The organism is Nocardioides sp. GXQ0305, assembly GCF_050880345.1.
Classification (GTDB): Bacteria; Actinomycetota; Actinomycetes; order Propionibacteriales; family Nocardioidaceae; genus Nocardioides.
On record NZ_JBNYXG010000004.1, the window covers coordinates 312,899 to 332,894 of the forward strand.

The window sequence follows — 19,996 nt, forward strand, 5'->3', positions numbered from 1 at the left end:
CCCGCCATCGCCCTCGCGTCGGTCCGATCTCGTTCCCCATGTCGTCCCCCAGGTCGTGACGACCTCCCGATCCCGGCGAGCCTAGGTGTCCGGACCGGCTCTCGCATCGGCCATCGGGTGTAGTCCCGGAGGACCGGCCAGGACGCGTCGGGCGGCCGCCGTAACGCCTGACCGTGGCCCTCGTTGCTCATGCAGGCTGCGGGGTGCGGCCGGTGGGATCGGCGAAGGGGGGTCGCCATGGCTCGAGCATCGTCCGGGATCCGGATCGCCGTGGCGTGCACGATGGTCTCGGCGTTCTGGATGGGGGCCGAACCGGCCCGGGCAGACGTCGGAGATCTCGTCGGGGGTGCTGCAGGCGCGGCCGGCGGAGGCGCGGTGCGCGACACCGCGGAGGACTCGGTGGAGCGCGCCGTCGGGCAGGTGAAGCGCACCGTCGACGAGGTGAGGCCCGCCGTCGACAAGGTGGAGGGCGCCGTCGACGAGGTGCAGCGCACCACCGACCCGGTGCTCCGGGACCCCGTCCGGACGGTGACCCGGCACGTCGAGCCCGCCCCGCCGCAGGGGAAGAACACGTTGCCCGCTGTCCGCGGAGACGACACGGACCGGAGCCGGCCGGCGCTCGGGCCCGGGCAGGGCACTCCTGGGGACGATCCGACCGGCCGGGTCCCCGATGCCTCGTCGGACGTCTCGCACGCGCGGCAGGAGACCCCGGCAGACCCGCCCGCCCGGGCACGGGCCTCGGCCGTGACCAGGCAGCGCACGTCGGCGCTGCACACCCTCCGGGTCGCTGATCGCGAGGCGGCACCGGTCGCTGCCGCGCCGCCACTCGGCGACCACCACCCGTGCGCATCCGGCAGCCTCGCTGCCGCGGAGCTCCGACGCTGTGCGCGGGCGACCGCGCCGTCCGTGCGGGACACCCCGCCGGCCATCCCGGATTTGGGCGGTGCACCCGTGGTCCTCCTGCCGGCCGGACTCGTCCTGCTCGGCGCCGGAGTCGTCCTGGTCGCGCTCGGGCGGCGACGCAGCACGCAGGTCGTCCCCGTCGGCTGAGCATCTCCGGCTGGTGCCACCGGTTCTTGGTGACCTTCGCCTCGGGGACGTGGACGAATCACCGAAGCCTGGGTCCGGCCCCGGTCGAGGCGCGCAGGACCCGCAGATCAGTCCAGGTAGTCGCGGAGGACCTGAGAGCGGCTGGGGTGGCGCAGCTTCGACATGGTCTTCGACTCGATCTGCCGGATCCGCTCGCGCGTGACGCCGTAGACCTTGCCGATCTCGTCGAGGGTCTTGGGCTGGCCGTCGGTGAGGCCGAACCGCATCGAGACCACGCCCGCCTCGCGCTCGCTGAGCGTGTCGAGGACCGCGTGCAGCTGCTCCTGGAGCAGCGTGAACGACACCGCGTCGGCCGGGACGATCGCCTCGGAGTCCTCGATCAGGTCGCCGAACTCGGAGTCGCCGTCCTCGCCGAGCGGGGTGTGCAGCGAGATCGGCTCACGGCCGTACTTTTGGACCTCGATGACCTTCTCGGGCGTCATGTCGAGCTCGAGCGCGAGCTCCTCGGGGGTGGGCTCGCGGCCCAGGTCCTGGAGCATCTGTCGCTGGACGCGGGCCAGCTTGTTGATGACCTCGACCATGTGGACCGGGATCCGGATGGTGCGGGCCTGGTCGGCCATGGCACGGGTGATCGCCTGCCGGATCCACCAGGTGGCGTACGTCGAGAACTTGTAGCCCTTGGTGTAGTCGAACTTCTCGACCGCACGGATCAGGCCGAGGTTGCCCTCCTGGATCAGGTCGAGGAACAGCATGCCGCGGCCGGTGTAGCGCTTGGCGAGCGAGACCACGAGCCGCAGGTTGGCCTCGAGCAGGTGGTTCTTCGCGCGGCGGCCGTCCTCGGCGATCCACTCGAGCTCCTCGAGCACCTTGGGCGTGATCTTGCCGCCCTTCCCGAGCTTCTCCTCGCTGAACAGGCCGGCCTCGATCCGCTTGGCGAGCTCGACCTCCATCTCGGCGTTGAGGAGCGGCACCTTGCCGATCTGCTTGAGGTAGTCCTTGACCGGGTCGGCGGTGGCGCCGGCGACGGTGACCTGCTGCTCGGGCTCGCCGGTCTCGTCGGCGTCGGAGACGACGAAGGAGGCTTCCTTCTCGTCCTCCTTGATCGTCGGGTCGCTGGCGACGTCCTTCTCGAACTGCTCGTCGGAGATGTCGGGGAGGACCTTCTTGCCGTCGGGGCCGACCGTGACGGTCTCCTCGGACGGCGCCGCGGTCTTGGCGGCCCCGCGCTTCGCCGCCGCCTTCTTCGCGGCGGGATCGGCCGCGGTCTTCGCGGGCGACTTCTTGGCGGTCGCCTTCTTGGCGGCGGTCTTCTTGGCCGAGCTGGTCGTGGTCGAACGCTTCGTCGACGTCGCCGCGACCGTGCGGCCGGACGCCGGGACGGCGACCGTGATCCCGTTGCCGCTCAGGTGGGCCAGCAGGGCCTTGAGGTGGCGAGGCTCGACGCCGGCGTCGTCACTCGCCTGGCGGACGTCCTCGGGCGTGATGGTCCCGGTCGGTCGACCCCGCTCGATGAGAGCCAGCACGGCGGGGTGGGCCAGCACCTCGGCGGGGATGGACTTGCGTGCGTTCGAGGACACGAACACCTCTCGTCAGGGGCAACGGGCGCGGCAGAGCCCGGAGTAGTCAAGGGCCGCTCGGGTCATTCTGCCACGCACCCGGGCATCTCCCGAACCGGAGGGGGACCCCTCAGCGACCGGCCCTGGCAGCCGCCTTCATCTCCTTCTTGTGGTCGCGCACCTTCTGCAGCGACTCGGGGTCGACCACGTCGGCCACCGACCGGTAGCCGTCCTCGGCGTAGGCGCCGACCTGCTGCTCCCAGCCGTCGGGTCGGCAGCCGAGCTGCTTGGCCAGCAGCGCCACGAAGATCTGCGCCTTCTGCTTCCCGAACCCCGGCAGCGCCTGGATCCGCTTCATCAGGTCCTTCGCGTCGTCGGCCTCGGTCCAGATCCGCGACGCGTCGCCGCCGTACTGGTCCTCCACGATCCGGGCGACCTCCTGCAGCCGCGCGGCCATCGACCCGGGGAACCGGTGGATGGCGGGCGGTGTCGAGCAGAGCGCCGCGAACTCCTCGGGATCGGCGGCCGCGACCGCGGCCGGCTCGAACGACCCGAACCGGTCCAGGACCTTCGCCGGACCACGGAACGCGTGCTCCATCGGGTACTGCTGGTCCAGCATCATCCCGACCAGCAGCGCGAACGGGCTGTCGGTGAGGACCTGGTCGGCGTGGTCGTCGCCGGTGATCCGGATGGCCATCGTCAGGCGTCGGCCTTGACGGCGAGGACCGGGCACTTGGCGTCGAGCAGGATCCGCTGTGCGTTGCTGCCGAGGATCAGCTTGCCGACCGGCGAACGGCGGCGCAGGCCGATCACGATCAGCTCGGCGTCGGCGTCGTCGGCGATGCCGATCAGGTCCTCGGCCGGCTCGAACCCGCGCACCAGCTTGCGCAGCTCGTGGTCGACGCCCGCGGCGTCGAGCTTGGCCTTCACGGCCTCCATGTCCTGGTCGGCGCGCGAGGAGCTCTCCTGGTCGAGGTCACCGCCGCCCCGGTGGGAGTTGACCACCACGACCCGGGCCCCGCGGAGCTTGGCCTCCTCGATCGCCCGGTCAAGCGCAGCTTCGCCCTCCGGCTTGGGCACGAAGCCCACCACCACGGTCCCCATCGACTCCTCCTCGCTCTCGGCGGCGTTCGCCTCCGAAGGCACGCTACCGAATCACCTGCACGGTCGGCACCTGTGGAGGCGCGCCCCGCCGCGACGCCGGATCGGGCACGCTGACCGGGTGCCCGAGCTCCTCGCGTCCGGCGGCGCCGACTCGCTGCGGCTCCCCCGCGCCGCCGTGCGCACCCACGCCGCCACCGAGCGGCGCCGCCGCTACGCCCCGCTGGTCCACGTCGGGATCCCCGGCGTGCGGGAGCTGGCGGTCGCGGCACACCCCTCGGCCACCGACCACGGGCTGCGCTGCGACGTCCTCGCCGCGATGCTCGCGGCCACCGGCGGCCCCCACCTGGCGTGGCTGACCCGACCCGGCGAGCTCACGCTCCACGACGTCGACGCCGTCTGGCTCTCCGCCGCACTGGCGGCGTACGCCGAGGCCGGCCGCGACCTGACCTGGGTCGTGGTCACCCGGCGCGGATGGTGGGACCCGCGCAGCGACGCCCGCCGGACCTGGCGGCGGGTGCGGGTCTGAGGGCTACTCCCAGGTGTGGACGGGGCGGTTGGCGTGCATCTGCTCGCGGTACTCGCCCAGGGTCGTGCGCAGCGCGTCGTAGCGGTCGAGGTCGGACCGGTCGTGCATCCGCCGGGTGAACCACTCCGAGCCGTTGACCCCGCTGAGGCAGCGGCCCTCGATGATCTCGAGCATCCGCGCACACTCCTCGTCGGGGACGCCCCACGCCTCGAGGCCGAGGCGCGCCATCGGGAGCAGCTTGCGCAGCACCAGCTCGGTGACCCGGACCTGGCCCACGCCCGGCCAGTAGACCTGGGTCTCGATGCCGTGCTCCGCGGCCACGTGGAAGTTCTCCTCCGCGGCCGAGAACGACATCTGCGACCAGAGCGGGCGCTCGCTCTCGGCGAGGTGCCGGACCAGCCCGAAGTAGAAGGCCGCGTTGGCCATCATGTCGGCGACCGTCGGGCCGGCGCCGAGGCAGCGGTTCTCGACGCGCAGGTGGGGCACCCCGGCGGCGATGTCGTAGACCGGCCGGTTCCAGCGGTAGATGGTCCCGTTGTGGAGACGCAGCTCGGACAGGTGGGGAACGCCGCCGTCCTCGAGCACCTCGAGCGGGTCCTCGTCGTCGGTGATCGGCAGCAGCGCCGGGAAGTAGCGGACGTTCTCCTCGAACAGGTCGAACACCGAGTTGATCCAGCGCTCGCCGAACCAGACCCGCGGCCGGACACCCTGCGCCTTCAGCTCCTCGCTGCGGGTGTCGGTGGCCTGCTCGAACAGCGGGATCCGGGTCTCCCGCCACAGCTCCTTGCCGAGCAGGTAGGGCGAGTTGGCCCCGAGCGCGACCTGGATCGCGCTGATCGCCTGCGAGGCGTTCCAGTACGCCGCGAACTGCTCGGGCGAGGTCTGGACGTGGATCTGAAAGCTCGTGCACGCCGCCTCCGGCAGGATCGAGTCGGCGGTCGTGCCCAGCCGCTCGGGACCGCCGATGGCGATCGTGATGTCCTCGCCCCGGGCCGCCATGATCTGCTCGCTCAGCAGCCGGTAGCGCGGGTTGGGCGTGATGCTGTCGATCCCGAGGTCGCCCTCGGCGAGGGTCGGCAGGATCCCGATCATCACCAGGTGGGCGCCCACCTCCGACGACTTCTGCTCGGCGTCGTTGAGGCTGCTCCGCAGCGTCTTCTCGAACGTCGAGAGGGCGCCGTCGCGCAGCTTGCCGGGCGGCACGTTGATCTCGAGGTTGAACTGCCCGAGCTCGGTGACGAAGTCGGGGTCGGCGATCCGCTCGAGGGCCTCGACGTTCTTCAGCGCCGGGTCGCCGGACTCGTCGACCAGGTTGAGCTCGACCTCGAGGCCGACCATCGGGTCGTCGGTGTCGAAGTGGGCATCACGCAGCATCCGGGCGAAGACGTCGAGGCAGCGACGGACCTTCTCACGGTGCCGTGTGCGGTCGGCCCGCGAGAACTCCTGTGCGTCGACCTCTTCGCCCATGCAGGAACCTTAGGGTCGATCCGACCCGGGGGCGACCCCTCAGCACGCCGAGGCGAGCCGGTGGCGCATCACCTCCCACTCCACCGGTGGGACGGCCGCCGTCAGCAGGTCGGCCACCAGCGCGGCCAGGGTGTGGGCGGCATCGGCCTCCCGGGCCCGGTCGACCGCACACCAGCCGAGCGCACCGTCGCCGGCGACCCACGCGCAGAGGGCCAGCACCGCTGCCGCGTGGGCGACCAGGTCGTCGGGTGCGCGTCGCACCATCGCCTCCCAGAACCGGACGTGGTCCCGCGCCCCGGATCGGGGGACGCCGGCCCACGCGCTGTCGCGCGCCGACGGGTCGACGAGCGACCGCAGCAGCCGCGCGGCCACGTCGGCGGGAGGCGGGTCGGCCCGGCCGACCCACTCCGCCAGGGTCGCGGCCACCCAGGCTCCCGGGGCCGGCTCGCCCGGCGCGGCCGCGACCTCGGCGACGGCGGCCGCGTCGGGACGGAGCGTGGCGGCGAGGTCGGCGCGCGACCCGTGGAGCACCCGCCCGGCGAGCACCGCCTCGGCGACGAACGGGTGGTGGGACACGTCGAAGGGCACCCCGCTCGTCCCGGGACCGGCCCGTCCACGGAGCAGCGGGAACCAGCGGCCGGCGTCGACCCGGAGCGCCTCCACCAGGTCGGGACCGCGCCCGCCGTCGCGACCGCGCCGGAACCGGCGCACCGCGACGCGCGCGAGGTCGTCGTCGGGGGTGTAGAGCACCAGCACCGCCGTGCGGGCCCGGTGGCGCACGGCGGGCTCGAGCAGCAGGTCGACCACCTCGGCGACGCCCTGCCGGTCCGACGGCAGGTCGACCCGCGCGTGGAAGGTCTGGGGCGCGTCGACGGTCAGCATCACGATCGAGTCGGCGGGCTCGAAGCCGAGCACGAACGGGACCACGGCGAGCAGGTCCTCGGGAGAGCGGGCGGTGAGGGTCGTCATGACGCCACCGTCGCGCTCCCCTCCGACGGGCGCAGTCGTCACCGGGGTCGCCTGTGGACAGCCGGCCGGGACCCGCCGTTGTGGACGCCAGGTGGCGCGGGACCGGGGGTGGTCGCCGGTAGGTTCGGCCCATGGGGAGCATGCGTGCCGAGGCCTCGGTGCTCCACCTCGACCTCGACGCGTTCTTCGCCGCGGTCGAGCAGCGTGACAAGCCGTCCCTGCGCGGCAAGCCGGTCGTCGTGGGCGGGGTCGGTGGGCGGGGCGTGGTCTCGACGGCGTCCTACGAGGCCCGGCGGTACGGCGTCCGGTCGGCGATGTCGACCCGCGAGGCGCGGTCCCGCTGTCCGCACGCCGCGTTCCTGTCCGGCCGCTTCCACGCCTACACCTCCACCAGCCGCGCGGTGATGGCGGCGCTGCGGGAGGTGTCGCCGCTGGTGGAGCCGCTCTCCCTGGACGAGGCGTTCGTCGACCTCGCGGCGGCGGAGCTGCCCGACCTGGAGGTGGCCACCGTGCGGGACGCCGGGGAGCGGCTCCGTGCCCGGGTCCGGGAGGTCACGGGTGGGCTCACCGCCTCGGTGGGGATCGGGACCTCGAAGTTCATCGCCAAGGTCGCCAGCGACCTCGACAAGCCCGACGGGCTGGTGGTCGTCACGCCCGGGACCGAGCGGGAGCTGCTGCGGCCGATGCACGTCACCGTGATCCCCGGCGTCGGTCCGGCGACCGCCGAGCGGCTGCGCCGCGCGGGGATCCACACGGTCTCCGAGCTGGAGTCGGTCACCCGGGACGAGCTGGTCCGGCTGCTCGGCAAGGCCCACGGCGCCGGGCTGCACGCCCTCGCGCGGGCCGAGGACGACCGGTCGGTGGTCGCCGAGCGGGAGACCAAGTCGGTCTCGGTCGAGGGCACCTACGACACCGACCTCACCGACCGACGGCTGCTGGAGGGGCTGCTCACCCGCCAGGCCGGACAGGTCGCGGAGCGGCTGCGCAAGCACGGGCTGTCCGGCCGGACCGTCACGATCAAGGTCCGGCTCCACGACTTCACCACGCTCAACCGGTCGACGACGCTCACGTCGCCGACCGACCACCCGGCCACCATCGGCCGGCTGGCCCGGTCGCTGCTCGCCGAGCTCGACACCTCCGACGGCGTCCGCCTGCTCGGGGTGGGGGTCTCGGGCCTCGCGGACTGGATCCAGGAGGACCTCTTCGGCGACGAGGACGACGACGAGCCGCCCGAGGAGACCGCGTCGGTGGTCGAGGCGACCGCCGGACGCCGCCCCACCTGGGCACCCGGCACGGACGTGGTGCACGACGAGCTCGGGCGTGGCTGGGTCTGGGGGTCGGGCCGGGGCGTGGTCACGGTCCGCTTCGAGACCGCGGAGACCGACCCGGGGCCGGTGCGCTCGATGCCGGTCGACGACCCGGCGCTGCGCGCCTGGCACCCCGACGAGGACGCCGACCGCTAGTCTGGAAATAGGTGAGGGGCTCTCGATGGTATGAGCATCAAGAGCCCCTCGGTGTGACCGGTGTGGTGACGTCCGGTCGACCCGACCGGCTCTCCGACCCCACCGGCCCCGTCACCGGGCCGGCGCGGCGAACGAGTCGCCGTGCAGGTCGTGCTTCCGATCAGATCCCCGGCCCTCCGCGAACGGCTGGCCGGTGAGAGAGTTCTACGTGGTCCCGACGCGGCTGCGCAAGGGGTTCGCGCAACATTCCTCCAGTCCCACAGGGCCCTCCACAGACGAGGGTCCCGAGTCCACAGGAAGACCGCTGTCCGTCCACAGGAATCGGGTCGGCCTGTGGATCGCGTGGAGGCAGCCGCTGCGCGGACCGGCTCCACCGGACGCACTCTAGATTGGCGGTATGCCCGACAGCACCACCTCCGTGAGCGCCGCCTCGGCCACGCCCCCCGCCGACCCGCCCGTGGCCGACCGGCGGCCCGTGACGGCCACCCACCACGGCCGCACCCGCGTCGACGACTACGAGTGGCTGCGCGACCGGGACGACCCCGCCGTGACGGCGTACCTCACTGCGGAGAACGACCACACCCGGGCCCGCACCGCCCACCTGGCCGACCTGCGGCAGACGATCTTCGAGGAGATCCGGTCGCGCACCCGCGAGACCGACCTCTCGGTCCCGACCCGCAGCCGCGGCTACTGGTACTACGGGCGCACCTTCGAGGGCCGGGAGTACGGCGCCACCTGCCGGGTCCCGGTCAGCGACGAGTCCGACTGGACGCCGCCCCGCCCCGACGAGGACTGCGCGCCGGACCAGCCGGCGCTGCCCGGCGAGCAGGTGCTGCTCGACCTCGACGCGCTTGCCGCGGGCCACGACTTCTTCTCGCTCGGCGGCTCCGCGGTCAGCCTCGACGGCCGGCTGCTCGCCTGGAGCACCGACACCACCGGCGACGAGCGGTTCACCATCCGGGTCAAGGACCTGGAGAGCGGCGAGGCCCTCGACGACGTGATCACCGGCGTGCTCGGCGGCGCGACCTGGGCGCCGGACGGCGGTTCCTTCTACTACTCGACCGTCGACGAGACCTGGCGGCCGGACAAGATCTGGCGGCACGTGCTCGGCACGGCCCAGGCATACGACGAGCTGGTCCACCACGAGACCGACGGCCGGTTCTGGGTCGGCATCGGCCGGACCCGCAGCGACCGCTTCCTGCAGGTGGTGTCCGGGTCCAAGACGACGACCGAGGTGCGGCTGCTCGACAGCCGCGACCCCGACCGCGGGCTGTGGCTCTTCGCGCCCCGCCGCGAGGGCGTCGAGTACGGCGTGGAGCACGCCGTGATCGGCGGCGAGGACGTGCTGCTGGTGCTGCACAACCACACCGGACCCGACTTCGAGCTGGCCACCGCGCCGGTCGCACCGACCGAGGCCGAGGAGTGGCGCCCGCTGCTCCCCCACGACCCGAGCGTCCGGCTCGAGGACGTCGACGCGTTCGCCGGGCACCTGGTGGTCCACCAGCGCAGCAGGGGGCTCACTCAGCTGCGGCTGCTGACGCTCGGCGAGCGGGGGGTCGACGACGACTTCCTGGTCGCCTTCGACCAGGAGATCTACACGGTCGGCTCGGCCGGCAACCCCGACTACCACTCCCCCGTCGTCCGGCTCGGCTTCACCTCGTTGAGCGTGCCGGCCTCGGTCTACGACTACGACGTGGCGGCCCGCGAGCTGACGCTGCTGAAGCGCACGCCGGTCCTCGGGGACTTCGACCCCGCCGACTACGAGGAGCACCGGCTGTGGGCGACCGCCCCCGACGGTGAGCAGGTGCCGATCTCGCTGGTCTGCCGCCGCGACGCCCACGCCGCGGGCCCGGTGCCGCTGCTGCTCTACGGCTACGGCTCCTACGAGGCCTCCTCCGACCCCGGCTTCTCGATCCCCCGGCTCTCGATGCTCGACCGCGGTGCGGCGATGGCGATCGCCCACGTCCGGGGCGGCGGCGAGCTGGGCCGCCGCTGGTACGACGACGGCAAGCTGATGCGCAAGACCAACACCTTCGACGACTTCGTGGCCTGCGCCCACCACCTCGTCGAGGCCGGCTGGACCACGCCCGACCGCCTCGTCGCCGAGGGGGCCAGCGCAGGCGGGCTGCTGGTCGGTGCGGTCGCCAACCGGGCCCCGGGGCAGTTCGCCGGGATCGTAGCCGGGGTGCCGTTCGTCGACAACCTGACCTCGATGCTCGACTCCTCGTTGCCGCTGACGGTGGCCGAGTACGAGGAGTGGGGCAACCCCGAGGCCGATCCCGAGGTCTACGACTACCTGGCGTCGTACGCCCCCTACGACAACGTCGGCCCGGTCGACTACCCGCCGATCCTGGCGGAGACCTCCTTCCACGACACCCGGGTCCTCTACGTCGAGCCGGCCAAGTGGGTGGCGCGGCTCCGCGCGACCGCCACCGGGCGTCGGGAGTTCCTGCTCCGCACCGAGATGTCGGCCGGGCACGGCGGGGTCTCGGGGCGCTACCAGGCCTGGCACGACAGGGCGTTCACCCTGGCCTGGATCCTCGACCGGATGGGCCTGGCCTGAGCCTGTCCACCCCTCCGGGTGGAGCACCCCCTGAGAAGACCCTGAGATTCCGCCCGAACGGCAACTTCAGGGCCCCCTCACCCGTCGTTTCTGGCAAGGACGACGAATCACGGCCAGGGAATCTGCAGGGCCGGAAGTTCGTTGACAGCAGTGACGGCGTCGGCGACGCCGTCGACGCGACAGGAAGGCGGCTCCACCATGGCGACTCGAACCCCCACCGCCGGCGCACGCGAGATCGAGGGCCGCGACAGCGTCGGGTTGTACCTCGACGAGATCGCGCGCAACCCGCTGCTCGACGCCGCCACCGAGGTCGAGCTCGCCAAGACCATCGAGGCGGGCCTGATGGCCCAGCACCTGCTCGACACCGGCCGGGTCGCCCGCGCCAAGGGCGGTGCCCCGATGCGGGCCACCCGCGAGGAGCTGGAGTGGCTGGCCGAGGAGGGCCAGAAGGCCGTCGACACCTTCATCACCGCCAACCTGCGGCTGGTCGTCTCGATCGCCCGCAAGTACGGCCGCGCGCAGATGCCGATGCTCGACCTGATCCAGGAGGGCAACACCGGCCTGATCCGCGCCGTCGAGAAGTTCGACTACGCCAAGGGCTACAAGTTCTCGACCTACGCCACCTGGTGGGTGCGCCAGGCGATCACCCGCGGCATCGCCCAGCAGGCCCGGGTGGTCCGGCTCCCCGTCCACGTCGTCGAGGAGCTCAACCAGATCGGCGGCGCCCGCCGTACCCTCGAGCGCCAGCTCGGCCGTGAGCCCGAGCCGGAGGAGATCGCCACCGAGCTCGGCATGGACCTCGACCGGGTGATCGACCTGCTGGCCTGGGGCCGCGAGCACGTCAGCCTCGACACGCCCGTCGACGAGGACGGCGACACCTCGCTGGGCGACCTGATGGCCCAGGAGTCCGCCCCGGGTCCCGACCTCGAGGTGCTCGACGTCGAGTCCCGCGACCGGCTCAACGCGCTGGTCGGCCGGCTCGACGACCGCTCCGCCGACATCATCCGCTCCCGCTACGGCCTGGTCGACGGTCGCCAGCACAAGCTGGCCGACATCGGCCTCAAGCACGGCATCTCCGCCGAGCGGGTCCGTCAGCTCGAGCGCGAGGCGCTCCAGCGGCTGCGTCGGCTCGGCGACCCCGACCTGGCTGCCTGACCGGACTACCCTTCCACGGCCCGCGATTCCCCCCGCGGGCCGTGGTCCGTCAGGCCGTGCCCTCGGAGCCCAGCCCGTCGACCGCCCCGGTCAGTCCGGGGATCCGGTGGCCCCGCCAGGCCTTCGCGGCCAGGTAGCGGCCGTTGACGGGTGTCAGGTGGAGACCGGTCGGCAGGCACCGCTCGACCCGGACGCCGCACGACTGCAGCTGGGCGGCCTTGTCGGGGTTGTTGGTGAGCAGGTCGACCCGGTCGACGCCGAGACCCAGCAGCATCTGCGCAGCGACGCCGTAGCTGCGCTCGTCGCCGCCGAAGCCCAGCGCCTCGTTGGCCTCGAACGTGTCCAGGCCACGGTCCTGGAGGGCGTAGGCGTCGATCTTGTTGTAGAGCCCGATCCCGCGGCCCTCCTGGCGCAGGTAGACCAGGTAGCCGCCCACCTCGTCGATGCGGGTGACCGCCTCGCGCAGCTGCGGCCCGCAGTCGCAGCGCAGGCTCCCGAGCGCGTCCCCGGTGAGGCACTCGCTGTGCACGCGCACCAGCGGTACGCCGTCCGTGCCCGGCCGCGGCCGGGCCGCGCGGTCGCCCAGGGCGACCACGAGGTGCTCGAGCCCGTCGGCGAGGCCGTCGAAGGTGTGCACCCGGCCCTCGACCACCTCCCCGCCGACCAGCCGGAGCGGCAGCCGCACCGCCCGGCGTACGGCAGCGGGCGCGACGCGGGTCCCGCGCGGCGTCACGGCGCGCGCTCCGGGACCACGACCCGGTCACGGGCGTGCGCGAAGAGGTAGCGCAGCAGGACGACGTCACCCATCTGCCGGGTCTCGGCCAGCCGCGCACGGTTCCCGGGGTGCCACGGGAAGGAGCCGGGGCCCACGAACCGGTGGGCACGGGGGTCGCCGACGAAGAACGGCGCCACCACCAGGTGCAGCTCGTCGGCGAGGTCGGCGACGAGGAACTGGGTGTGGATCTCGCCGCCCCCCTCGACCATCAGCCGCCGTACGCCGCGTCGCCGCAGGTCCTCGGCGACGCACCGCACCTCGACCGGGTCGCCGGCGTCGACCACGGTGGCCACCGGCCCGAGCCGCTCGCGGGCCCGGCCCACGGCGGGTCCGGCGCAGTAGACGAGCTTCTCGCTGTCGCCGTGCCGGAAGAACCGGCCGTAGGGGTCCAGCCGCCCACCGCGGGTGAGCGTGACCTTCATCGGCTGCTCGTCGCGCCCACGCGCGCGGCGGGCGACGCGCAGCCACGGGTCGCGGACCAGCAGCCGCGGGTTGTCGTGCCGCACCGTGGCGGCCCCGACCAGGATCGCGTCGACGTCGGCGCGGACGGTGTCGACCCGGCGCAGGTCGTCGTCGTTGGACAGGACCAGGCGCTCCGGGCTCGCCGCGTCGAGGTAGCCGTCGATCGACACCCCGCAGCTGAGGATGGTGTAGGGGCGGTCAGCCACGGCCGCCTCCCCCGAGCGCCGGCTCCGGCGCGTGGTCCAGGCGGCGTCGCAGCGTCCCGGCGGCCAGGACCACCGCACCCGGCAGGGCGGCGACCAGCACGAGGACGCCGAACGCGACCGACACCGCGACCCCCTGGGCCGCGCCCAGCCCGGCGGCACCGAAGGCCCACGCGGCCACGCCCTCCCGTGGCCCCCAGCCGGCCAGGTTGGCCGGCACCGCGGCCGCGACCAGCACCAACAGGGCCAGCGGCAGCAGGGTCGTCACGGGAGCGGTGACGCCGACGGCGCGGGCCGCCACGACGTACGTCGTCGCCAGTCCGGCCACGACCACGACCGACGCGAGCAGCACCCCCGGCCACACCCGTTGCCGCAGCATCCCGGCGAGGTCGTCGCGCAGCACCGGCAGTGCCCGGCGGAGCGCCACCACGGCCGCGAGGACCACGACGAGCCCGGCGACCACCGCCGGCAGCGTCGACCGGAAGGGCGAGGGCAGCGTGAGCAGCACCGCCACGACGATCGCCGCCTGCACGAGCTGGCCCGCGGTGCGCTCCCACGCGACCGAGCGGAGGCCGCGTGGGGCGTCGCCCGCGGTCCGGCCGGTGTCGACGCCCCGGAGGACGTCGCCCAGCACCCCGCCGGGGAGCACCACGTTGATCAGCTGCGAGCGGTAGCAGGCTGCGATCGCCTGGCCCGTGGCCACCTCGAGGCCGAGGCCCCGGGCGACGAGTCGCCAGCGCCACGCGCCGGCGGCCGTGACGACGCCGCCCAGGACCACGCCCAGGGCCAGCGTCGTGAGGTCGAGCGAACGGACTCCGGCGACGAACGGTTCGGTGCCGACCCACACCACGACCACGACCAGGACGGCCGCGCCGACGGCCCACGACCAGCGCCCGCGGGTCATGCCGCGACCCCGTCGAGCACCCGGGCCACCCGGTCGCCGGTGTCCGCCCAGCCCGCCAGGCCGGCCCGGCGTTGCGCGGCAGCGGTGCGCCACCGTCGGCGCAGCCCCGGGTCGGTGAGCCAGGCGCGCAGGGACGCGGCGAGGGCCCCGACGTCGTCGCCGGGGGTCAGCCGGCCCGGTCGCACCCCGTCGGACGTGGCGCCCAGCGCCTCGTCGACGCCCCCCACCTGCGTGCCCACGACCGGGACGCCGCGCGCGAGCGCCTCGGTCACCACCATGCCGTAGGTCTCGGCCCGGCTCGGGTGGACGAGGAGGTCGGCGCCGGCGTACGCCGCGGCCAGCCGGTCCCCGGCCAGCAGGCCGGGAAGCTCGACCCGCTCGTGGAGCCCGGCCGCCTCGAGGTCGCGCCGCAGCCGGGCCACGAAGGCCGGGTCGCGATCGAGGCTTCCGGCACACACCCAGCGCCAGGCGAGGTCGGAGGCCCGGGCGAGCGCGGCGACGAGCAGGTCCTGGCCCTTCGCGGGGACCACCGCGCCCACGCTGAGCAGCACGCCACCGTCACGGCTGCCGGTGGCCCGCGGCGCCGCGTCGACCCCGGGGGCGGCGACGTGCACACGGCCGGGGTCCAGGCCGTGCCGGGCGAGCAGCAGGCGACGGGTCCACCCGCTGGTGGCGAGGACGCCGGTCGCCGACCGCAGCACGGCACCGTCGCTCGGGTGCCCGAGTGGCATGTGGACCAGCACCACGGTGCGAAGCCGACGGCCTGCGGGGACCAGCACCTCGGGTGCGGCGAGGGCCACCAGCCCGTCGACCAGCACCACCGCTCCGTCCGGCACCTCCGCCAGCGCCTCCGCGACGTGGCGACGCGACGCCGCATCGGCCTGCGGCCACCCCCCGCCGACCTGGCGCAGGTCGACCGACCACCCGGAGGCCGCCAGGGCGCCGCACAGCCGGAGGTCGTAGGTGTTCCCGCCGCTGGGGCGCCGCGGGTCGGCGAGCCCCTCCGGCGCGACGACGACGACGCGTCCCACGCTCACACCGCCCTCTCGTAGGTCGCCGACGCCACCGGCGACTCCCGCAGCGTGACGGCGACACCCCTGACGCCGTCCGTGCCGAGCTCCCCGGCGGCCACCCGCTCCGCCAGCCGGTCGGCGACGTACCGGGCCAGCACCTCGGTGGTGGTGTTGCGGCCCGCGAACCGCTCGTCGTCGTCGAGGTTCCGGTAGCCCAGGTCGGCCACGACGGAGTGCAGCACCTCGGCAGCGCGGCCGATGTCGACGAGGATGCCGTCGTCGTCGAGCGCCTCACCCCGGAACGTCGCGTCGACCACGTACGTCGCCCCGTGGAGGGCCCGGGCCGGCCCGAACACCTCACCGCGCAGGCTGTGCGCGACCATCATGTGGTCGCGCACCGTCACGCCGAACACGGCACGCCCCGCTCGTCGTGGGCCGGGCCGTAGGTCAGCGCGTGGCACAGCGCCGGCAGCTCGCCGCTGACCAGCCGGGGCAGCACGGTCGGGAGTTCGGTGAACGGCGACTGGCCCGTCAGCAGGCAGTCGAACGCCGGGTCGCGGAGCAGGTCGAGCGCGAGCCGCAACCGGTCGGCCGTGGTGCGGCCGGCCCGTCGCGCCGGTGGCACCGCGCCCACCTGGCTGGCGCGCACCGTGAGCCGTCCGGAGTGGAAGCGGCCACCGAGCGACACGGTCGTGGCGGCGTCGCCGTACCAGCTCAGCTCGACGACCGTGCCCTCGGCCGCGAGCAGGTCCAGGGACCGCTGGAGCCCTGCCGACGTGGCGCTCGTGTGGACGACCAGGTCGCACCCGCCGGTGGCGTCGTCCGGCAGCCGGAAGTCCACCCCCCGCGCCTCGGCCACGGGGGCGCGGTCCGGGTCGACGTCGACGAGCGTGACGGCGACGCCGGGCATCCGCGCCAGCAGCCGGGCGACGCAGCAGCCCAGCGCCCCCGCGCCCACCACGGCCACCCGGTCACCGAGCAGCGGCGGGGCGTCCCAGAGTGCGTTGACGGCCGTCTCCACGAGACCCGCCAGCACCGCGCGGGACGCCGGGACCTCCGGCGGCACCGGCGTGACCGCCGCGGCCGGGACGACGTACGCCGTCTGGTGGGGGTGCAGGCAGAAGACGGTGCGCCCCAGCAGCTCCCCCGGTCCCTGCTCGACCACTCCCACGTTGAGGTAGCCGTACTTCACCGGCGCCGGGAAGTCCCCCTCCTGGAACGGTGCCCGCATCAGCGACCGCTGGTCCGGCGGCACCCGTCCGGCGAAGACCAGCGACTCGGTCCCGCGGCTGATCCCGCTCCGGAGGGTGCGCACCAGCACCTCGTCGGGCCCCGGATCCGCGAGCGCCGCCCGGCGCAGCTCGCCCGCGCCCGGCTCCCGCAGCCAGAACGCCCACGCCTCCCTCATCCGGACCACCTCGCCCCGCCCCGGTGAACCGGAGCCCGGACCCGCTCGTTCGTCCTCGTGTTCGTGCCTGTCGGTCGTCTGAACGGAGTGGTCGTGCGCTCGGTTCAAACCACCCCGCCCCGCCGGGCGCTCGCCGCCCGCGAGTGGGTGGTCACCGGCCTGGCGGCGGGGCTGGTGCTCGCCGCTCTCACGGTGCCGTCGAGCCTCGAGGAGCTGGGGGTCCCGGTCCTCCTGCGGCTGCCGGTCGAGCTGTTGGTGCTGCTCGCGGTGGTGCTGGCGCTGCCGCCACGGCTGGCCCGGGCGCGGACCGCGGTGGCGCTCACCGGTGGGGTCGTGCTGGGGCTGGTGGCGGTGTTCCGGCTCCTCGACATCGGCTTCGTCGCCGCGCTGAACCGGCCGTTCGACCCGCTCATCGACTGGCGCTACGCCGGCTCCCTGGTCGAGCTGGTCCGCGACGCGTTCGGAGGGCTGCTCGGCACGACGCTCCTCGTGGTGTCGGGGCTGGTCGTGGTCGCCGTCCTGGCGCTGGTGCCGATGGCGGTGGTGCGGCTGTGCCGCGTGGCGGCCGGGAACCGTCGCCCCGCCGCCGCCGTGGTGGGGGTGCTGTCGCTCGGGTGGCTGTCCCTCGCCGTGCTCGACGTCCGGGGACCGGCCGGGCCGGTCGCGTCCTCCGCGACCGCCGGCTACGTGGAGGCGCAGGTGGCCCGGGTCCCCGGCCAGCTGCGGGACCGCCGTGAGTTCCTGGTCGCCGCGCGGGACGACCCGTTGCGCGACGTGCCGGCCGGCGAGCTGTTCGCCGGCCTGCGCGGCAAGGACGTGCTGGTCGTCTTCGTCGAGAGCTACGGTCGCCTGGCGCTCGAGGACCCCGAGCTGGCCCCGGGGGTCACCTCGGTGCTCGCCGCCGGGGACCGCCGGCTGGAGCGCGCCGGGTTCGCGAGCCGCAGCGCCTACCTCACCTCGCCGACGTTCGGTGCCCTCAGCTGGCTCGCCCACGCCACGCTGCAGTCCGGGCTGTGGATCGACAGCCAGCCGAGGTACGACGTGCTGGTCACCAGCCCCCGGCTCACCCTCACCTCGCTGTTCGGCCGCGCGGGCTGGCGCACCGTGGCCGCCGTCCCCGCGAACAACCGGGACTGGCCGCAGGGCGAGTTCTACGGCTTCGACCAGGTCTACGACTCGCGCAACATCGGCTACGAGGGACCACGCTTCGGGTACCCGACCATGCCCGACCAGTACACGCTGGACGCCGTGCACCGCCTCGAGCTGGCACCGACGGCGCGCCGGCCGGTGATGGCGGAGGTCGACCTGATCACCAGCCACGCCCCGTGGTCACGGACACCCCGGCTCGTCGACCAGGCCGCCGTGGGCGACGGCTCGGTCTTCGAGGGGATGCCGGAGCAGCTGCCGTCCGAGGCCGACATCTGGCCCGACCGGGACCGGATCCGGCAGGCCTACGGCCACGCCGTGGAGTACTCGCTGCGCGCGTTCGTCCGGTTCCTGACGACGTACGGCGACGACGACCTCGTGGTCGTGCTCCTCGGCGACCACCAGCCCGCGACCGTCGTGTCCGGGCCCGACGCGGGGCACGAGGTTCCGGTCAGCGTGCTCGCCCGCGACCCGGCGGTCCTCGACCGGATCGCGGGCTGGGACTGGGACCGGGGCCTGCGCCCCGGCCCCGACGCACCGGTCTGGCCGATGGACGCCTTCCGCGACCGGTTCGTGGCGGCGTACTCGGCCGGGGGCGAGAATGGGGCCGCGTCCGGGGCCGGCCGGTGAACCCGCGCGGATGCCGGAACGTGTGAGGGGTGAGGAGGCGGCATGCCGGATCCCGACGTCGTCCTGATGCAGCGGCTGCACGACGACCACGCCGAGGCGCTGTGGCGGTTCTGCCGGCGGCTCCTCCCCACCGACCGCAACCTCGCCGAGGACGTCGCGCAGGAGACCCTGCTGCGGGCGTGGCGGGACCGGAGGATCCTCGAGAGCCCGTCGCCGGCGGTCCGCGCGTGGCTGTTCACCGTGGCGCGCAACATCGTGATCGACCAGTGGCGCAGCCGGAAGGTCCACCCCGAGACCCCCCTCGCCGACCCCCCCGACGAAGGCGTGGACGACGAGAGCGACCAGGTGCTGCTGTCGTGGGTCGTCGCCGACGCGCTCACCCGGCTCTCGCCCGAGCACCGGGCGGTGCTGCTGGAGTGCTACTACCGCGGCCGGTCGGTGGCCGAGGCGTCGCGCCGGCTCGGCGTCCCGGAGGGCACGGTCAAGTCACGCACCCACTACGCCCTACGGGCCCTGCGGCTGGCACTCGAGGAGATGGGGGTGGGCGCATGACGTGCGAGTTCGCCCACGACGACGGCGCCTACGTGCTGGGGACGCTCTCCCCCGCCGAGCGCCAGGCCTTCCAGCGCCACCTGCCCGGGTGCCCCGACTGCACCCGCGCCGTCGCCGACCTCGCCGGCCTGCCGGGGCTGCTGGGCCGGGTCGACGCCTCGGTCCTGGAGAGCCCGATCGACGAGCCGGTGCCGACGCTGCTGCCGGCGCTCGTCCAGGAGGTACGCCGCGAACGTCGGCGGCGGACCGGCGTCCTGGCCGGCCTCGCCGCCGCCGCTGCCGCGGTCGTGGTCGGCGTACCCCTGGGGCTGGCGCAGCTCGCCGACGATCCCGCGCCGCCCGGCCCGCCCGGGTCGAGCGCCACCCCGCCGACGGTGGAGGAGCACCGGATGGACCCGGTCGGCGACGTGCCGGTGGAGGCGACCGTCAGCCTGGAGGACGTGACCTGGGGGACCCGGCTCGGGCTGAGCTGCACCTACGACCGGCACTGGGTCGACGGCGAGCTGCCGCGGCGGGCCGACTACGTGCTGTTCGTCCGGACCCGCGCCGGTGAGCTCGAGCGGGTCGGCAGCTGGCGCTCGGTGAGCGGCCGCCGGATGGAGATCGAGGCCGCGACGGCCACCACGCGAGCCGACGTGGCGTCGGTCGAGGTGCGGACGACCGACGGCCGCGTGGTGCTACGGCTGTCGACCTGAGCCGGCACTCCGGGCCAGCAGCGCGAGGCCGAGCACGATCGCGGCGGCCTCCGAGATCGCCGCGGTCCACACCTCCCAGCCGCGCCACTGCTCCTGCACGCCGAACAGCCCGACGGTGGTGGACACCACGAACGCACCCAGGGTCGACGCCCCGAAACCGAGGGTCAGCAGGGCCGGGAGCCAGTGCCGCCAGACGAGCACCAGGACCGCGATCACCGCCCCACCGACCGCGTTGAGCAGGAACGCCGGACCGATCACCTCGAGGTCCCGGTAACCCTCGACCCACAGGTAGAGGTGCATCGCCGCCGAGACCAGTACCGCCACCGCCGCCAGCGCTCGCAGGACCATGAGACGC

20 protein-coding genes are annotated in these 19,996 nt (G+C 74.1%); 8 read left to right on the plus strand and 12 right to left on the minus strand.

The genetic code is table 11. From position 1 onward, the window contains the following. The first annotated feature begins 237 nt into the window (after positions 1-237). A complete protein-coding gene (locus ACQ1X7_RS13090; RefSeq protein WP_432478640.1) occupies positions 238-1,050 on the plus strand; it encodes a hypothetical protein in 813 nt (270 codons plus the stop codon). Between the two features lie 107 nt (positions 1,051-1,157). On the opposite strand, the gene ACQ1X7_RS13095 is transcribed toward ACQ1X7_RS13090, so the two are convergent. The 3 genes from ACQ1X7_RS13095 to ACQ1X7_RS13105 form a co-directional block, all read right to left on the minus strand. After that, the gene (locus ACQ1X7_RS13095) at positions 1,158-2,633 is read right to left on the minus strand and encodes an RNA polymerase sigma factor (RefSeq protein ID WP_432478641.1); all 1,476 of its coding nucleotides are present in this window, start codon (positions 2,631-2,633) and stop codon (positions 1,158-1,160) included. Between the two features lie 103 nt (positions 2,634-2,736). Further along, a complete protein-coding gene (locus ACQ1X7_RS13100; RefSeq protein WP_432478642.1) occupies positions 2,737-3,303 on the minus strand; it encodes an HhH-GPD-type base excision DNA repair protein in 567 nt (188 codons plus the stop codon). A gap of 2 nt (positions 3,304-3,305) precedes the next feature. After that, a complete protein-coding gene (locus ACQ1X7_RS13105) occupies positions 3,306-3,710 on the minus strand; it encodes a universal stress protein (RefSeq protein ID WP_432478768.1) in 405 nt (134 codons plus the stop codon). A gap of 118 nt (positions 3,711-3,828) precedes the next feature. Between ACQ1X7_RS13105 and ACQ1X7_RS13110 the strand changes: the two genes are divergently transcribed. Further along, positions 3,829-4,236, plus strand: a complete 408-nt coding sequence (locus tag ACQ1X7_RS13110; protein WP_432478643.1) for a hypothetical protein — start codon at positions 3,829-3,831, stop codon at positions 4,234-4,236. A gap of 3 nt (positions 4,237-4,239) precedes the next feature. Here ACQ1X7_RS13110 and ACQ1X7_RS13115 read toward each other — a convergent pair whose 3' ends face one another. Beyond that, positions 4,240-5,703, minus strand: a complete 1,464-nt coding sequence (locus tag ACQ1X7_RS13115; RefSeq protein WP_432478644.1) for a glutamate--cysteine ligase — start codon at positions 5,701-5,703, stop codon at positions 4,240-4,242. Positions 5,704-5,742: 39 nt separating this feature from the next. Beyond that, the gene (locus ACQ1X7_RS13120) at positions 5,743-6,672 is read right to left on the minus strand and encodes a DUF4192 domain-containing protein (RefSeq protein WP_432478645.1); all 930 of its coding nucleotides are present in this window, start codon (positions 6,670-6,672) and stop codon (positions 5,743-5,745) included. A gap of 140 nt (positions 6,673-6,812) precedes the next feature. On the opposite strand from ACQ1X7_RS13120, the gene ACQ1X7_RS13125 reads away from it, so the two are divergent. The 3 genes from ACQ1X7_RS13125 (at position 6,813) to ACQ1X7_RS13135 (ending at position 11,853) form a co-directional block, all read left to right on the plus strand. Next, positions 6,813-8,135 carry a DNA polymerase IV gene (locus ACQ1X7_RS13125; protein WP_432478769.1) on the plus strand — a complete coding sequence of 441 codons (1,323 nt, stop codon included), beginning with the start codon at positions 6,813-6,815 and terminating at the stop codon, positions 8,133-8,135. Between the two features lie 397 nt (positions 8,136-8,532). Next, positions 8,533-10,698 carry a S9 family peptidase gene (locus ACQ1X7_RS13130; RefSeq protein ID WP_432478646.1) on the plus strand — a complete coding sequence of 722 codons (2,166 nt, stop codon included), beginning with the start codon at positions 8,533-8,535 and terminating at the stop codon, positions 10,696-10,698. Between the two features lie 198 nt (positions 10,699-10,896). Then, positions 10,897-11,853 carry a sigma-70 family RNA polymerase sigma factor gene (locus ACQ1X7_RS13135; protein ID WP_432478647.1) on the plus strand — a complete coding sequence of 319 codons (957 nt, stop codon included), beginning with the start codon at positions 10,897-10,899 and terminating at the stop codon, positions 11,851-11,853. 49 nt (positions 11,854-11,902) lie between these two features. Here the strand turns inward: ACQ1X7_RS13135 and ACQ1X7_RS13140 are convergent, their stop codons facing one another. From ACQ1X7_RS13140 to ACQ1X7_RS13165, 6 genes are read right to left on the minus strand one after another with little or no spacing between them, the layout of a single operon-like run. Next, positions 11,903-12,586 carry a GTP cyclohydrolase II gene (locus ACQ1X7_RS13140; RefSeq protein WP_432478648.1) on the minus strand — a complete coding sequence of 228 codons (684 nt, stop codon included), beginning with the start codon at positions 12,584-12,586 and terminating at the stop codon, positions 11,903-11,905. Further along, entirely contained in the window at positions 12,583-13,296 is a 714-nt protein-coding gene (locus ACQ1X7_RS13145; RefSeq protein ID WP_432478649.1) for a RibD family protein, read from the minus strand. The genes ACQ1X7_RS13140 and ACQ1X7_RS13145 overlap by 4 nt, the downstream gene beginning before the upstream one ends. Beyond that, a complete protein-coding gene (locus ACQ1X7_RS13150) occupies positions 13,289-14,197 on the minus strand; it encodes a lysylphosphatidylglycerol synthase domain-containing protein (RefSeq protein WP_432478650.1) in 909 nt (302 codons plus the stop codon). The genes ACQ1X7_RS13145 and ACQ1X7_RS13150 overlap by 8 nt, the downstream gene beginning before the upstream one ends. Beyond that, positions 14,194-15,234 carry a glycosyltransferase family 4 protein gene (locus ACQ1X7_RS13155; RefSeq protein ID WP_432478651.1) on the minus strand — a complete coding sequence of 347 codons (1,041 nt, stop codon included), beginning with the start codon at positions 15,232-15,234 and terminating at the stop codon, positions 14,194-14,196. Before ACQ1X7_RS13155 ends, ACQ1X7_RS13150 begins: the two co-directional genes overlap by 4 nt. After that, the gene (locus tag ACQ1X7_RS13160) at positions 15,231-15,614 is read right to left on the minus strand and encodes a 6-pyruvoyl trahydropterin synthase family protein (protein ID WP_432478652.1); all 384 of its coding nucleotides are present in this window, start codon (positions 15,612-15,614) and stop codon (positions 15,231-15,233) included. Before ACQ1X7_RS13160 ends, ACQ1X7_RS13155 begins: the two co-directional genes overlap by 4 nt. Next, a complete protein-coding gene (locus tag ACQ1X7_RS13165) occupies positions 15,611-16,618 on the minus strand; it encodes a zinc-dependent alcohol dehydrogenase (protein WP_432478653.1) in 1,008 nt (335 codons plus the stop codon). The genes ACQ1X7_RS13160 and ACQ1X7_RS13165 overlap by 4 nt, the downstream gene beginning before the upstream one ends. Positions 16,619-16,711: 93 nt before the next feature. On the opposite strand from ACQ1X7_RS13165, the gene ACQ1X7_RS13170 reads away from it, so the two are divergent. From ACQ1X7_RS13170 to ACQ1X7_RS13180, 3 genes are read left to right on the plus strand one after another with little or no spacing between them, the layout of a single operon-like run. Beyond that, positions 16,712-18,394: a CDP-alcohol phosphatidyltransferase family protein gene (locus ACQ1X7_RS13170; RefSeq protein ID WP_432478654.1), complete on the plus strand. Its 1,683-nt coding sequence runs from the start codon at positions 16,712-16,714 to the stop codon at positions 18,392-18,394. A gap of 42 nt (positions 18,395-18,436) precedes the next feature. Further along, positions 18,437-18,946 (plus strand): sigma-70 family RNA polymerase sigma factor, encoded by a 510-nt coding sequence (locus ACQ1X7_RS13175; protein ID WP_432478655.1) that lies wholly within the window; start codon positions 18,437-18,439, stop codon positions 18,944-18,946. Next, complete coding sequence (locus tag ACQ1X7_RS13180; RefSeq protein WP_432478656.1) at positions 18,943-19,641, plus strand: anti-sigma factor family protein; 699 nt, start codon at positions 18,943-18,945, stop codon at positions 19,639-19,641. The genes ACQ1X7_RS13175 and ACQ1X7_RS13180 overlap by 4 nt, the downstream gene beginning before the upstream one ends. Here the strand turns inward: ACQ1X7_RS13180 and ACQ1X7_RS13185 are convergent. Further along, positions 19,624-19,989, minus strand: coding sequence for a hypothetical protein (locus ACQ1X7_RS13185; RefSeq protein ID WP_432478657.1), 366 nt, complete (start codon positions 19,987-19,989; stop codon positions 19,624-19,626). The two genes, ACQ1X7_RS13180 and ACQ1X7_RS13185, sit on opposite strands and share 18 nt — an antisense overlap. Between the last annotated feature and the right edge of the window lie 7 nt (positions 19,990-19,996).